Below are 14,357 nucleotides of genomic sequence, written 5' to 3' on the forward strand. Positions count from 1 at the left end.
CCTATGCAGGAACCATATATTAGTATCAAAGGTGCGAGACAGCACAATTTGAAAAATATAGATGTAAAAATTCCCCGCGATAAGCTCGTCGTCTTTACGGGCTTATCCGGCTCGGGGAAATCGTCTCTGGCCTTCGACACGATTTACGCCGAAGGCCAGCGGCGTTATGTCGAATCCTTGTCGGCTTATGCCCGCCAGTTTTTAGGGCAGATGGATAAGCCCGACGTCGACTATATCGAAGGCCTGTCGCCGGCTATTTCTATCGACCAGAAGACGACGAGCCGCAATCCCCGCTCGACTGTAGGCACAGTCACGGAAATCTACGACTACCTGCGCCTGCTCTACGCCCGCGTAGGCGACGCCTACTGCCCGAAGTGCGGAAAGCCTATCCGCCAGCAGACGATCGAGCAGATGGCCGACTCCGTCATGGCTCTCGGCGCGGGGGAAAAGGTCATGGTCATGGCTCCCGTCGTCGACGGCCGAAAGGGAATGCATCAGAAGGTGCTGGCCGGCCTGGTGCGGGACGGCTATGTCCGCGTCCGCGTCGACGGCGAGGTATATCTGCTGTCTGACGATATCCCCTTGGACAAGAATAAGAAGCACACGATCGACGTGGTCATCGACCGGCTGGTCATTAAGGACAGCATCCTGACCCGCCTGACCGATTCGCTGGAAACGGCGGCCAAGCTGGCCGGCGGCATCGTCCATATCCTGCGCATGAGCACGGACGAGGTGCTGACCTTCAGCCAGCATTTCGCCTGCCCTGACTGCCATGTGAGCCTGCCGGAAATCGAGCCCCATCTCTTTTCCTTCAACAGCCCCTTCGGCGCCTGCCCGGCCTGTTCCGGCATCGGCAGCACCATGGAGGTCGATCCCCATTTGGTACTGCCTGATAAAACGAAATCCTTTGCTGACGGCGCTATTGCAGCCCTGAGCAGCAATCCCGATTCGTGGTTTATGCGCCAGCTCGGCGGCTTGCTCAAGCCCTATGGCTTTACGCTGGACAGCAGCTATGACGAGCTGCCCGGCGAGCTGCAGGAAAAGCTGATGTGGGGCTCTGACGACACGTGCGTCTTTGAGTATGAAAACCTGCGCGGCGAAGTGAAGCAGTACGCCACGGCCTTTGAAGGCGTCATTCCCATGGTGCGCCGCCGCTATAAGGAGGCGTCGTCCGACATGATGCGCGACCAGTTCGAGCAGTTTATGTCGGTCAAGCCCTGCACGACGTGCGGCGGCACTCGCCTGCGCCATGAAGCACTGGCTATTAAAATCGGCGGCCTCAATATTTCCGAGCTGACCGATTTGACTGTCGGCGACATGATTCGATTTTTTGACGGCTTGGAGCTGACGGAAAAGCAGCAGATGATCGGCCGGCAGATTTTTAAGGAAATCCGGGCCCGCCTGGAATTTCTCCAGACCGTAGGCCTGGAATACCTGACCTTGTCCCGTACGGCCGGCACCTTGTCGGGCGGAGAAGCGCAGCGCATCCGCCTGGCGACGCAGATCGGCTCCGGTCTGGTCGGCGTTTTATACATCCTCGACGAGCCGTCTATCGGCCTCCATCAGCGGGACAACGACAAGCTGCTCCAGGCCTTGAAGCACCTCCGCGACTTGGGCAATACGCTCATCGTCGTCGAGCATGACGAGGATACGATGCGGGCCGCCGATTATATACTGGACATCGGCCCGGCGGCGGGAGAGCACGGCGGTGAAATCGTGGCCCAGGGGACGGCAGAGGATATTATGGCCTGCGAGCAGTCCCTGACGGGACAGTATTTAAAGGGGGCGAAATATATCCCTATTCCGGAGGAGCGGCGCCAGGGCAACGGGACGTATATCGAAGTCATCGGCGCGGCGGAGCACAACTTGAAGAACATCGACGTATCGATTCCCATCGGCACCCTGACCGTCGTGACGGGCGTATCGGGGTCGGGCAAGTCGACGCTGGTCAACGAAATCCTGTATAAGGGATTGGCCGAAGCCGTATACGGCACGCCCCATCGTCCCGGCAAGTTTAGGGAAATCAGAGGGACGGAATATATCGATAAGATCATCAACATCGACCAGTCGCCTATTGGCCGTACGCCCCGTTCCAATCCGGCGACGTATACAGGCGTCTTCGATTTCATCCGCCAGCTGTACAGCCAGACGCCGGAGGCAAAGGTGAGAGGCTACAAGGCCGGGCGGTTCAGCTTCAACATCAAGGGCGGCCGCTGCGAGGCCTGCCGCGGCGACGGCATCATCCGCATCGAAATGAACTTCCTTCCCGACGTATACGTGCCCTGCGAGGTATGCCACGGCGCGCGCTACAACAGGGAGACGCTGGAAGTCAAATACAAGGGGAAGACCATATCGGACGTCCTCAACATGACTGTCGACGACGCCTGCGATTTCTTTGAAAACATTCCCCGCATCCTCAATAAGCTGCGGACCCTGCAGGACGTGGGGCTGGGCTATATCCGCCTCGGCCAGCCGGCGACGACCTTATCGGGCGGCGAAGCGCAGCGCGTCAAGCTGGCAACGGAGCTGTCCAAGCGCAGTACAGGCCGGACGCTGTACATCCTCGATGAACCGACGACGGGCCTCCATGCCGCCGATATTCATAAGCTCATGGACGTACTGCAGATGCTCGTCGACGGCGGCGATACGGTTGTAGTCATCGAGCACAACCTCGACGTCGTCAAGGCGGCGGATTATCTCGTCGATTTAGGCCCTGAAGGCGGCGACGGCGGCGGCACAGTCGTAGCGACGGGGACGCCGGAGGATATCTGCCAGGTGCCGCAGTCCTATACGGGAAGATTCCTGAAGCCCGTATTGGAACGGACGAAGGACTTGATGAAGGGGAACTGCCATGGCCTTGAGTGAAGCCGTACTCGATAAGGTACGAAATTTGACGACCCAGCCCGGCGTATACTTGTGGAAAAACGACAGGGGACAGATCATTTACGTCGGCAAGGCCGTGAATCTGCGCAACCGCGTGCGCAGCTACGTCCGGCACGACGCCAAGCGCGCGCCGAAGGTGACGGCGATGATGAGCCACGCCGCCGATGTGGAAACTATCGTCGTAGCCAATGAGATGGAAGCGCTCATACTGGAAAACACGCTCATTAAAAAGCATCGCCCGCGCTACAATATCATGCTGCGCGACGATAAGACCTACCCGTATATCAAGGTGACGGTGCAGGAAGACTATCCGCGTGTCTTTATGACCCGCCGCGTCCATCGAGACGGCGCCCGCTATTTCGGCCCCTTTGCCGACGCCGGCGCCGTTCATCGCGTGCTGAAGCTCATCCAGCGGGCCTTTCGCATCCGTTCCTGCCGGACGATGCAGGCCGACCGGCCCTGCCTGCAGTACCATCTGCATCACTGCGACGCGCCATGCGTCCATTACATTACAAAGGGTGAATACGGCAAACTCGTAGAACAGGCCGTCGGCATACTGGAAGGACGCGATGCGGGCATCGTGCGAAGGCTGCAGGAGCAGATGGAAGCGGCGGCGGAAGAGATGGAGTTCGAAAAGGCCGCTATGTACCGCGATCAGATAACTGCCGTCAGGGTGATTCAGGAGCAGCAGAACATTACGACTGTCGGCGGCGGCGACATGGACGTTCTCGGCTTTGCCGGCGACGCCGGGCAGACCTGCGTTCAGATTTACACTATCCGCCAGGGCCGCCTCATGGGACGGGAGACCTTCAGCCTGGAAAACAGTGCCGACGAAACGGCGGCTGCTTTGACGTCGGCCGTATTGGATCAGTATTACGTCGACGGCGTGTTCGTGCCCAAGGAAATCGTCGTCTCCGCCGTAGAGGATAAAGAGGATTACGAACGGCGGCTGACGCTGCAGAAGGGGCAGAACGTGGCCTTAGTCATCCCGCAGCGGGGCATCAAGAAGAAACTGCTGACCATGGCGGAGGATAACGCCCGCGTTCTCCTCGAACAGCGCCGCCTCCAGTGGCAGCACGATACGGACAAGACCAGCGGAGCCGTCGAAGCCTTGGCCCGCGTCCTCGACCTGCCGCGCCTGCCGGAGCGCATGGAATGCTTCGACATATCCCACACGCAGGGGATTGAAACGGTCGCGTCGATGGTCGTCTTTGAGCACGGCCGGCCGGCGAAGCAGGAGTACCGGCGGTTTAAGCTGAAAACCGTGCAGGGGAAACCTGACGATTTCAAATCCATGGCGGAAATCATGGGCCGCCGCTACGGAGAGCGGGATTGGCCCGCTCCGGACCTCATCGTCATCGACGGCGGCAAGGGACAGCTTCACGCCGCCCTGCCTATCATCCGAGAGGCGGGGTGCGAAGCGCCGGTTATCAGTTTGGCCAAGCGGATAGAAGAAGTATTCGTCGAGGGGCGGAGCGACTCCATTATCCTGAGTCATCACACGCCGGAGCTGCAGCTGCTCCAGGCTATCCGCGACGAGGCGCACCGCTTTGCCATTACGTATCACCGCAGCCTTCGGGGCAAGCGGAATCTCGTGTCTATCCTGGATCACATCGAAGGCATCGGGCCGAAACGGCGCAAGGCCTTGTGGGGAGCCTTTAAAAATCTGGACGCCATGAAGGCGGCTACGGTAGAAGAGCTGGCCGCCGTGCCGGGCATGACCCGGCAGGCTGCGGAAAACGTCTATTACTTTTTCCGCCTGGGAACGGATGAAAAGAGGAAAGTCGTGGAAAATAAGGCGGATTTACAGAATGTTTAAGGATTATCCCTGAAATACAATGGCATTTGCTTTTTGAACTATGGTATAATAAAGCATACACAGTACGCAGGAGGTAGGTATGATGAAAGAAAAATTAGCGGCCGCGCTGTGCGCCGCCTTGCTGGTCGGCTCGTTATCCTTCGCCGCGGCCCCGGCGACGGTGCAGGACGCGCAGAAGGCCGTATACACGAAATCAAACGGCAGCACGCTGACGATACAGTATCCGGCAGTTTCCGTCGCCGGCAACGCTGCAGCCAGCCAGAAAATCGCGCAATACTTTATAGAAGAACAAGCCAAGGCCAAGGCGTTTTTTGATAAAGAAAGCATGGAAGGCATGAAGATGACCGAAGAAAAGTCGTACGTCGTGACGCTCAACGACGGCAAGTATCTGTCCTTCATCGACCAGGGGTATATCTATTTTGACAAGGCCGCCCATCCGACGAGCTGGAAGCACGGCGTGACCTTCGATTTGGAAACGGGCGAACGGCTGGACTGGCAGGATTTGGTACGGCCGGAAGACGCGGAATTCTTTACGCTGGACCGCATCAACGCCAAGATTTTCCTGAGCAAGTACCAGCTGTCCACGTATTTTGAAGGCCTGACGGAGCTGCCGAAGAATTATTACCTCGACGAAAACAAGGTCATCCACTTCATTTTCGGGCAGTATGAAATCGCGCCGTACTCGACGGGTATCGTCGACATCAGCATGGGTAAAAAGGCAAAATAAGGTTGCAAAATATCGTCCTGTATGGTATGATAGTTAAGGATTATCAATAATTGATATTTATTAATGTTTCTTTTTAGGGAGGTTTTTTCAATGGATAAATACGAATGCACCATCTGCGGTTACATTTATGACGAAGCTGAAGGCGACGCTGAAAACAACGTAGCAGCCGGTACGAAATTTGCCGATTTGCCGGAAGATTGGGCATGCCCGACCTGCGGCGCTGGTAAAGACGCTTTCGTAAAAATGGACTAATTCTAAAAGAATTAGCGTAAGTTGTTAGTAAAAGCTTACTATCATGTGGTATACTCATGATAGTAAGCTTTTTTTGTTAAAGGAGGAATATTGCAATGGATATGAAGGAAATTCGCGAACAGGCTAAAAAACGGATGAAAGGCTGCCGCGTCTGTCCGGAGTGCAACGGCAAAGCCTGCGTCGGCATGATTCCCGGCTTCGGCGGGCTGCGGACGGGCCGTTCCTTTGCGCGCAATTTGGAATCGCTGCAGGAATACGGCTTGATCATGCGCAGCATGTCGGGCGTAGAAGAGCCGTCGACGGCTGTTGAAATTTTTGGCAAGACCCTGAGCCTGCCTATACTCATCGCGCCGGTAGGCGGCATCGTCCTGAACGCCCAGGTCGACGGCGACCCGGAAGAGGAAGAAATCAAATACGACGAAGCCGTTACGCAGGGGGCGATGGAAGCCGGCACGTGGGCCTTCACCGGTGACAGCGGCGCGCCGTACATGTACTCTTCGGGCATTGCGTCCTGTAAAAAGCGTCCGGGCTGCGTTGTCCCGACGATTAAGCCGCGGGAAGACGACAAGATCATCGAAAAGGCCGTATTGGCGGAACAGTCAGGCGCTCCGGCCGTGGCCTGCGATATCGACGCGGCGACGCTGATCAATATGCGCATTTTCGGTCAGCCTGTCGGCCCGAAGAGCGCTGAAAGCATCGCGAAGGTGGCGGCGTCCATTCAGATTCCCTTTATCGTAAAGGGAGTTATGTCGGCGGAAGAAGCGTTGGCCTGTGCGGAAGCGGGAGCTAAGGGCATCGTCGTCAGCAACCACGGCGGCCGCGTGCTGGACGGCATGGTCGGCACGGCTGACGTGCTGCCGGAAATCGCCGAAGCCGTCAAGGGGCGGATTACGATCTTTGCCGACGGCGGCGTCCGTCACGGCGAAGACGTATTGAAGCTCATTGCCCTGGGCGCCGACGCCGTCCTCGTCGGCCGTCCGGCAGCCGTTGCGGCCATCGGCGGCGGCGCAGAAGGCGTCAAGCTGATGCTGGATACGTTTAAGCGCGAATTGTGCGATGCCATGATGATTACGGGCGTGCGGGATATCCGCTGCGTCAATCCCCGCATCCTCAAAAAATTAAAATAACCGCGTCGTCTTTCAGACGCAAAAAAAACAAGCCGGGCGCTGCGCTCCGGCTTGTTTTTTCCTCGGACTTGCTGGGAAGGACTGGGAAATACATTGTGAAGTATATAAGTAACTATATGACGGCATATAGCTGCTTAACGCGTTTTGTAGCCTTGGTAATCTTTCAGCTTCGTGTTGTCTTCCAGGGCTTGTTTTACCGTTTTGCCGGCATCTAACTGGCTGATTACGTCTAAGGCTTTATCAGATAAGTAGGCGTTGTCTTTTTTGCCGAGCAGCTGAGTCTGGTCGGTCGCCCACAGGACGCCGGCGTTTTCGTTGCGGCCCTGCAGGAGGAACAGCGTGTCGCCGTTTTTATTGGCTTCGGCCAAGGTAACGCCGTGTTTTTTCTGCCATGCAGCGACGGCGGCGCATAAGCCGGCATCGTCAGAACGTTCGCGGTTCAGGATTAAGACGGCCTTGGTGTTTTTATATTCCGTGCAGAAATTGAAGTCGCCCTGAGAATCCATGGCGGCGAAAACAGGGCCCTGGCCGTTGTACTTCGGCGCGATGACCTTGTCGATGGTCAGGGATTTGCCGACACCCTGGGTCTGGGCATGAAGCTCGTAGTCGTACGAGTTGATATACCGGCCCTGGGCGTCTTTTTTGTTGGTCATGCCGACGATGCCGTCGACGCCGGGAACCTGGAAGTAATCGACGGCGGCGCGTACGACGTCAACGGGCGAGGCCGTGTCGATCCAGGTGTCGATGCCGTTGTCGTTTAAGGTCTTGTACAGTTCTTTCATTTCCGGAGAGACGGTGATGCCGAGTTTGTACGATACGGATACATTGCCGGCTTCGCTCTTGTAATCGACGGGGCTGACATATTTGCCTTTGCTCCACGTCTGGCCTTTATCGGGATTACCATAGAAGCTGTGGCTTTCATAGGCCAAATTGTATACTTCGTCAGGCGTCATGCCCGTGTACCAGTACGTGACCCAGGGATAGGAAACGGAAGCGTCCATCGTATCGCCGATAGCGTCGTAGAGCCAGCGCATCTTGGCAGTGAACTCTTTATATTCCGGGCTGACCCGTACTTCGGCAGGCTGTTCCTTGCCCGTTTTGGTAATCAATCCCTTGGCGTACAATTGTTTATAAGCTGCTGCGGCGTCTTTAATGGCTGCTTCAATCGAGACGGGGCGGCCGTCGCCGTCGTCGGCGCCGTACGTCAAGGTCAGCTTATCGGCAGGAATGCCCGTGCGCAGGACGGCTTCCATCTGGTCCGGTTCAATGGCAAAGGCCAGGCGGTCGAGCTGCCAGACCATGAGCTGCTCTTCTACGTCCAGGATAGACGTCGTGTTGTCGAAATCAAAGACGGCGTAGGGGCGGTTGGCTGCGTCGTACGAAGCAGAACGGCTGCCGTACATGTCCATGAACTGATTTAAGGAAGCCTTCACGGTCGGTTCCCAGTTGGCGCTCTGGACGTGCTGCTGCGCGGCGCTCTGGCTGACGGCGGCAGTATGGACCGGTGCGGCCCATACGGGGGCCGCTTGTACGGCCGTGAGGATCGATAAGGCGCAGACTACGCTGGCGGCGTATTTCTGCATGCGTTTTTTTGTCGGATACTTCATAAACGGAATACTCCCTTCTGACTAATCATGATATATTTACTATATAAAGAATGTATAAACTCACCGTCAAAGGCAGGTAAAAAACAGGTAAAAAGAGACGTTGACAGTATAAAATAAAAAAACGTATAATATAATTTATTGCTACGGTTATCATCGATGTATTTTTGCCTAAAGGGGGCTGTTTCATGCATAGCATATCCTATTTCTGGCGATTGTCCCGTACCATTTACGGTCCGCGCAATTTTCAGGAAAATAAGCGGGCCGTCGTTTTTTTTGCCCGCGCCGTGACGAACCGCTCTTTATTTGAAGAATTGTATTCTTTTTTTGACGCCTATGAGCCGATGAAAGGCTTTTTCGACAGGCAGGACCCGGATTTCCAGGAAGTCATGACCCGCGTGTTCCTGTTTAAAAATTCGACGATGCGCCAGCGCCTGGATGCGCTGCTCCATCATTTTACGATTTTGCGGACCATGTTTTCCGACGAAGTCATTCACGAGCTGTATTGGGGCAAGGGCTATACGCTGTGGAAATCGCCTGACGCGTCGCTGCCGCTGGAGGCCCGCCTGATTTTCGATACGGGCCAGCGGAAGGAAGGCTTTTTGTCGTTATACTTGTATCATGAAGGCGAAATGATTTATCATTTCAACTTCCGTTTCGATTACAATGCCGACGGCGCGCCGTCCATGTACATCGGTACGATTCAGGGCTCAAAGCACGGCCTGGAAACGACAAAGGCGCTGACGAAAAAGCTTTTCGGCTACCGGCCGAAGAATTTTATCCTGTACCTCATGCGTATCTTCGTCCAGACCTTGGGTATCCATGATATGTACGCCATTACCGATGAAGGATTTTATACGAACAGCCACCTGCTGCGGGGCAACCGTTCGAAGAAGACGAATTTCGACGACTTTTGGAACGACGAAGGGGCTGTGGCCGACGGGAAGGAGCAGTGGTATATTCGCCTGCCTATCGAAGAAAAGCGGCGCAAGTACGATGAAATCAAATCACAGAAGCGCAATCTGTTTCGGAAGCGGTATCTGCTCATGGATACGATCGTACCGGCCTATATCGAGGCGATCCGCGGCCTGTTCCGCGAAGGATTCGCGCCTGTCCCGTCTGCCGTGGACGAGGCGGCTATCGTCGACAAGCCGGCTGATTATGACCCTATCGAAGCGCCGAAAGAATAATAATATGTATATATACTGCAAGTCGTCTGCGCAGCGGCAGAGGGCTTGCAGTATTTTTTTGTCATAACAGGCCGTAGCTGCTTGCAAAAAGTCAAAAAGACGAATATAATAAAGTCAAAAAGATGAACCAATAGGCGTCTTTTTGTACGATAACCAATAGAGCAGGTGATTATGATGAGTATATTAGCCGACAAAATTGAACAATTTATTTTACATAAACTGCTGGAAGAAGAGGAAGAAAACATCGTGCTGCGCCGCAATGAACTGGCCGACGAGCTCAACTGCGCGCCGTCGCAGATCAGCTACGTCCTGAGCACCCGCTTTTCCAACGACAAGGGATTTTTGGTCGAATCGCGGCGCGGTTCGGGCGGCTTTGTCCGCATCGTCCGCCTGCGTCCGAAACAACAGGACCGCACGCCTGTGCTGCTGGAAGAACGGCTGCCGGCGGTGAGCATTACCCTGGACGATTTGGACGGGTTTTTATTCCAGCTTATCAAGCAGCACCGCATGACAAACCGAGAAGCTATTCTCATGCATCAGACCTTTGACGCATTGTACAAGGAAATCGACGACGAGGCGAAGCGGCTGGCCGTCATCAGCCGGATCCTCCGTCATCTGAATACCCATTAGCCCATTTTCGGAAGGAGGGTGATACCGATGCTGTGCGATATTTGCAAAAAGAGAGAGGCTGTCGTCCATATTGCGTCCTTTGAAAATGGGCGGCGCACGGACCTGCATTTGTGCGCGGCGTGTGCAAAGACACATAGCAAGTTAGCTCTGTTTCAGGACTTAAATATCATTAATAACGATTTTTTCCGCAAGATGGCCTATCCCGATTATACGGGCCAGTCGGAAGAAGAGCCGCGCTGTGCCAGCTGCGGCATGACGTACGGCGAGTTTAACCGATCGGGGCTCTTTGGCTGCCCCGACTGCTACGAAGCGTTTAAGGAAGAGCTGCCGCCGCTACTGCGCCGCATTCACGGCCATACGAAGCACGACGGCAAGGTGCCCAACCGCGGCACAGGCGTCTTCCGCACGATGACGCATATCAAGCGCCTCCGCCAGCATCTGCAGAAGCTGGTGCAGGAAGAACGGTACGAAGAAGCGGCGAAGGTCCGCGACGAAATACGGGCGCTGCAGAGAATGCAGCCCGATGCCGGTCGAAGGGAGGGCTGACCTATGCCGTATGAATTTCTCCGCAAGCCCCTCAGCCCCTGGCAGGAACAGCTCGGCGATTATGGCGACGTCGTCGTCGACAGCCGCATCCACCTGTCGAGGAATTTAAAGAACTACGTCTTTCCCCAGCGGGCGTCCGACGCCGAATTGGCGGCCGTCTTTGCCGAAGGGCGACGCATGACGCCGCTCCTGAGCGCTATGGGACGGGGCCAGTATGCTTTTATCGATTTGGACGAGCTGACGCCCCTGCAGCGGGAGCTGATGGCGGCCAAGCATTTCGTTTCAGCCGCCCATATTACAAAGCCTGTTTCCCGGGCGGTTATCGTGCGGGACGACGGCGCGGCGGCCGTCATGGTCAATGAAACGGACCATTTCTGCATCCAGACGGCGGCGGCTGGTTTCGACCTGCAAAAGGCCTGGGACGACGCGTCTCAAATCGATGACTGCCTGGAACAGAAGCTGAATTTTGCCTATCGCGACGACTTCGGCTATTTGACGGCCAGCCCGTCGATTACCGGTACAGGGCTCATTGCCGGCGTCACGGTTCACATACCGGCGCTGGTATTGATGAAGCGGCTGAACCGCATCGTCCAGGGGATTACGAAATTCGGCTTCGCCGTGTGCGGCATGTACGGCGAACGGGATGAATATATCGGCAACATATTCCAAATCAGCAACCAGATTACCCTGGGCGTATCGGAAGAAGGTATTTTAGGACAGCTGCGCAAGCTCGTTGCCCAGGTCGTGCAGGAAGAACGAAATTGCCGTCAGATTTTGTGGACCCATGACGGCGACACGATGAAAGATAAATTCTGCCGGGCCTACGGTACGCTGTCGCAGGCCTGGCTGATGAGCGAACAGGAAGGGCTGTCGCTGCTGAGCGATCTGCGTTTCGGCATCGACGCCGGCGTTATTGCAAAGCCGGCCCAGCTGTACGAGGGACTGCTGACGGCTATTACGCCGGCATACTTGCAGGCTGAAGCCGGGCGGGAACTCGGAGACACGGAGATGGAACGAGAACGGGCGGCCGTCATCCGCCGCATGGTATCGGCAGGCGACGGAGCGGCGTCTCTTCCGGAGTCCCTATAAAAGGAAGTGAGACACATGAACAATCGATTTACGAGCGACGCGAAGAAGGTACTGCGCTATGCTCAGGAATCTGCAAAATCGTTCCGTCATGATTATGTCGGGACAGAACATATACTGCTGGGCCTGGTGCTCCATACGGACAGCATGGCCGGACAGTTTTTGGCACAGCAGGGGCTGACGTCGGAGCACGTTACACGGGCGATTGAAAGCGCCGTCGGCATCGGCGAGAAAGCGACGTCGGCCCTGCGGCTCACGCCGCGGACGAAGCGGACCATGGAGCTGGCCGTGCGGACGGCGAACCAGCTGGGGCAGCAATATATCAGCACGGAGCACATGCTGGCCGGCGTGCTGCAGGAACAGGGCTGCATGGCCCGGCGGATTTTAGAGCAGATGGATGTCAATCCAGACGAGCTGCTGCAGAAAATCGTCCAGCTCATGAATAACGGCGCTGCCGGAGGCGAAGCCGAAGGGCAGGCCATCGATTTATCCGAATTTGGCCGCGATTTGAACGAACTGGCCCGGGAGGATAAGATCGACCCGGTCATCGGCCGGAGCCGGGAAATCGAACGGGTCGTCCAGATTTTGTGCCGCCGTACGAAAAACAACCCCGTCCTCATCGGTGAGCCCGGCGTAGGCAAGACGGCTATTGCCGAAGGGCTGGCCCAGCGCATCGTAACGGGCGACGTGCCCGACGTACTGGCCCATAAGCGTATCTTTTCCCTCGACATGGGAAGCCTCGTCGCCGGGACGAAATACCGCGGCGAATTTGAAGACCGTATCAAGCAGGTCATCGAAGCCGTCCAGCAGGACGACGACATGATCCTATTCATCGACGAGCTTCACCAGCTCATCGGCGCGGGAGCCGTAGAGGGCTCGATGGATGCGGCCAATATCCTCAAGCCGGCCTTGTCGCGGGGCGAGCTGCAGTGCATCGGTGCGACGACGATCGACGAATATAAGAAAAATCTGGAAAAGGACGCGGCCCTGGCCCGCCGCTTTCAGACCGTCCTCGTCGGCGAGCCGTCGGAAGACGAGGCCGAACAGATCGTATTCGGCCTGCGGGATCGGTACGAAGCCTTTCACAAGGCGCGCATTACCGACGAAGCGGTCCGGGCTGCCGTCAAATTGTCGGCCCGGTACATTTCGGACCGCTATCTGCCTGACAAGGCCATCGACGTCGTCGACGAAGCGGCGGCCCGCGTGCGCATGAAGGTCTACGCGCCGTCGCAGGACGTGCAGGCCCTGGAACAGCGGCTGGCGGCGATTCGTCAGGAAAAGGACGCGGCCCTGGCTAGTGAAGAGTTTGAACGGTGCGCGTCGCTGCGTGACGAAGGCAAGAAAATCGCCGATGAAATCGCCGCGCTGAAGCAGGAAAAGAAGCGCTATGACGATGCGAAGCTCATCGTGACGGAAGAAGACGTGGCCGACGTCGTTTCGCAGTGGACCGGCGTCCCCGTACAGCAGCTGACGGAAACAGAAGCCCGTCGTCTGCTCCATCTGGAAGAAGAGCTGCATAAGCGGGTTATCAGCCAGGACGAAGCGGTGACGGCGGTGGCCAAGGCCATCCGGCGGGCCCGCGCCGGCCTGAAAGACGTCAATCGTCCCATCGGCTCGTTCTTATTCCTGGGGCCGAGCGGCGTCGGGAAGACGGAGCTGGCCCGCACGCTGGCCCGTCAGCTTTTCGGCAGCCAGGACGCGATGATACGCATCGACATGAGCGAATTCATGGAACGGTACAGCGTATCCCGCCTCGTCGGCGCGCCGCCGGGATACGTCGGGTATGAAGAAGGCGGCGAGCTGACCGACGCCGTGCGGGAAAAGCCGTACAGCGTCGTCTTATTCGACGAAGTCGAAAAAGCCAGCGGCGATTTCTTCAACCTGCTCCTGCAGGTGCTCGACGAAGGGCGGCTGACCGATTCCAAGGGCCGCACAGTCGATTTCCGCAATACGGTCATCATTATGACCAGCAATCTCGGCGCGTCCCATTTGAAGCCGAGCGCGCCGGTCATGGGCTTTGCAGCCGGGACGGGAACCGACAAGGACAAGGCGGCGTCTTTTGCTATAGCTAAGAAGGAAATCCTCGACGACGTGAAGAAGTTTTTCCGTCCGGAATTCCTCAACCGCATCGACGAAATGCTCGTCTTCAAGCCACTGGAAACAGAGGACCTGCGGCGCATCGTGGCCCTCATGCTGGAAGACCTGGGCAGACGGCTTCAGGAAAAGGGCGTGCAGATGACCTGGACGACCGAAGCCGACGACGTGCTGGTACAGGAAGGGACCGACTTTGCCTACGGCGCAAGGCCGCTGAAGCGGGCTATCCAGAAGCTGGTAGAAGATCCCATTGCCGAGATGCTGCTGGGCGGCAGCTTAAAGGAGGGCAACGTCCTTCAAGTGGACAGCCTCGATAAAAAGGAGCTCGTCTTTACGACAACATAATACATTATATATAAGAAGCCCCTTGCCGGTTCTATGTCGGCAAGGGGCTTTGCG

At 56.6% G+C, this 14,357-nt stretch carries 11 protein-coding genes; 10 read left to right on the forward strand and 1 reads right to left on the reverse strand.

The window, feature by feature from the left end:
• The first annotated feature begins 3 nt into the window (after window positions 1-3).
• The 5 genes from uvrA to OCV58_RS00600 all read left to right on the forward strand — a co-directional run bounded on the left by uvrA (window position 4) and on the right by OCV58_RS00600 (window position 6,808).
• Entirely contained in the window at window positions 4-2,865 is a 2,862-nt protein-coding gene (gene uvrA / locus OCV58_RS00580) for an excinuclease ABC subunit UvrA (protein WP_154876587.1), read from the forward strand.
• Window positions 2,852-4,702: an excinuclease ABC subunit UvrC gene (uvrC, locus tag OCV58_RS00585; RefSeq protein WP_154876588.1), complete on the forward strand. Its 1,851-nt coding sequence runs from the start codon at window positions 2,852-2,854 to the stop codon at window positions 4,700-4,702. Before uvrA ends, uvrC begins: the two co-directional genes overlap by 14 nt.
• A 79-nt stretch (window positions 4,703-4,781) precedes the next feature.
• A complete protein-coding gene (locus OCV58_RS00590) occupies window positions 4,782-5,429 on the forward strand; it encodes a PdaC/RsiV family protein (protein WP_087478105.1) in 648 nt (215 codons plus the stop codon).
• Between the two features lie 90 nt (window positions 5,430-5,519).
• Window positions 5,520-5,681 carry a rubredoxin gene (locus tag OCV58_RS00595; protein WP_087478104.1) on the forward strand — a complete coding sequence of 54 codons (162 nt, stop codon included), beginning with the start codon at window positions 5,520-5,522 and terminating at the stop codon, window positions 5,679-5,681.
• 95 nt (window positions 5,682-5,776) lie between these two features.
• Window positions 5,777-6,808 (forward strand): alpha-hydroxy-acid oxidizing protein, encoded by a 1,032-nt coding sequence (locus OCV58_RS00600; protein ID WP_087478103.1) that lies wholly within the window; start codon window positions 5,777-5,779, stop codon window positions 6,806-6,808.
• Between the two features lie 134 nt (window positions 6,809-6,942).
• On the opposite strand, the gene OCV58_RS00605 is transcribed toward OCV58_RS00600, so the two are convergent.
• On the reverse strand, window positions 6,943-8,415 hold the full coding sequence (locus OCV58_RS00605; RefSeq protein ID WP_087478102.1) for an HAD family hydrolase: 1,473 nt from the start codon (window positions 8,413-8,415) through the stop codon (window positions 6,943-6,945).
• 185 nt (window positions 8,416-8,600) lie between these two features.
• Here OCV58_RS00605 and OCV58_RS00610 point away from each other — a divergent pair, with 185 nt between their 5' ends.
• From OCV58_RS00610 to OCV58_RS00630, 5 genes are all read left to right on the forward strand, one after another.
• Window positions 8,601-9,602, forward strand: coding sequence for a VirK/YbjX family protein (locus tag OCV58_RS00610; protein WP_154876589.1), 1,002 nt, complete (start codon window positions 8,601-8,603; stop codon window positions 9,600-9,602).
• Between the two features lie 174 nt (window positions 9,603-9,776).
• Complete coding sequence (locus OCV58_RS00615) at window positions 9,777-10,232, forward strand: CtsR family transcriptional regulator (protein ID WP_087478100.1); 456 nt, start codon at window positions 9,777-9,779, stop codon at window positions 10,230-10,232.
• Window positions 10,233-10,259: 27 nt separating this feature from the next.
• Window positions 10,260-10,778 carry a UvrB/UvrC motif-containing protein gene (locus OCV58_RS00620; RefSeq protein WP_154876590.1) on the forward strand — a complete coding sequence of 173 codons (519 nt, stop codon included), beginning with the start codon at window positions 10,260-10,262 and terminating at the stop codon, window positions 10,776-10,778.
• Window positions 10,779-10,781: 3 nt separating this feature from the next.
• Window positions 10,782-11,867 (forward strand): ATP--guanido phosphotransferase, encoded by a 1,086-nt coding sequence (locus OCV58_RS00625; protein WP_154876591.1) that lies wholly within the window; start codon window positions 10,782-10,784, stop codon window positions 11,865-11,867.
• A 15-nt stretch (window positions 11,868-11,882) separates the two neighbouring features.
• Window positions 11,883-14,303 carry an ATP-dependent Clp protease ATP-binding subunit gene (locus OCV58_RS00630; RefSeq protein WP_154876592.1) on the forward strand — a complete coding sequence of 807 codons (2,421 nt, stop codon included), beginning with the start codon at window positions 11,883-11,885 and terminating at the stop codon, window positions 14,301-14,303.
• Window positions 14,304-14,357 lie beyond the last annotated feature (54 nt).

Source organism: Megasphaera stantonii, from assembly GCF_025567065.1.
GTDB lineage: Bacteria > Bacillota > Negativicutes > Veillonellales > Megasphaeraceae > Megasphaera > Megasphaera stantonii.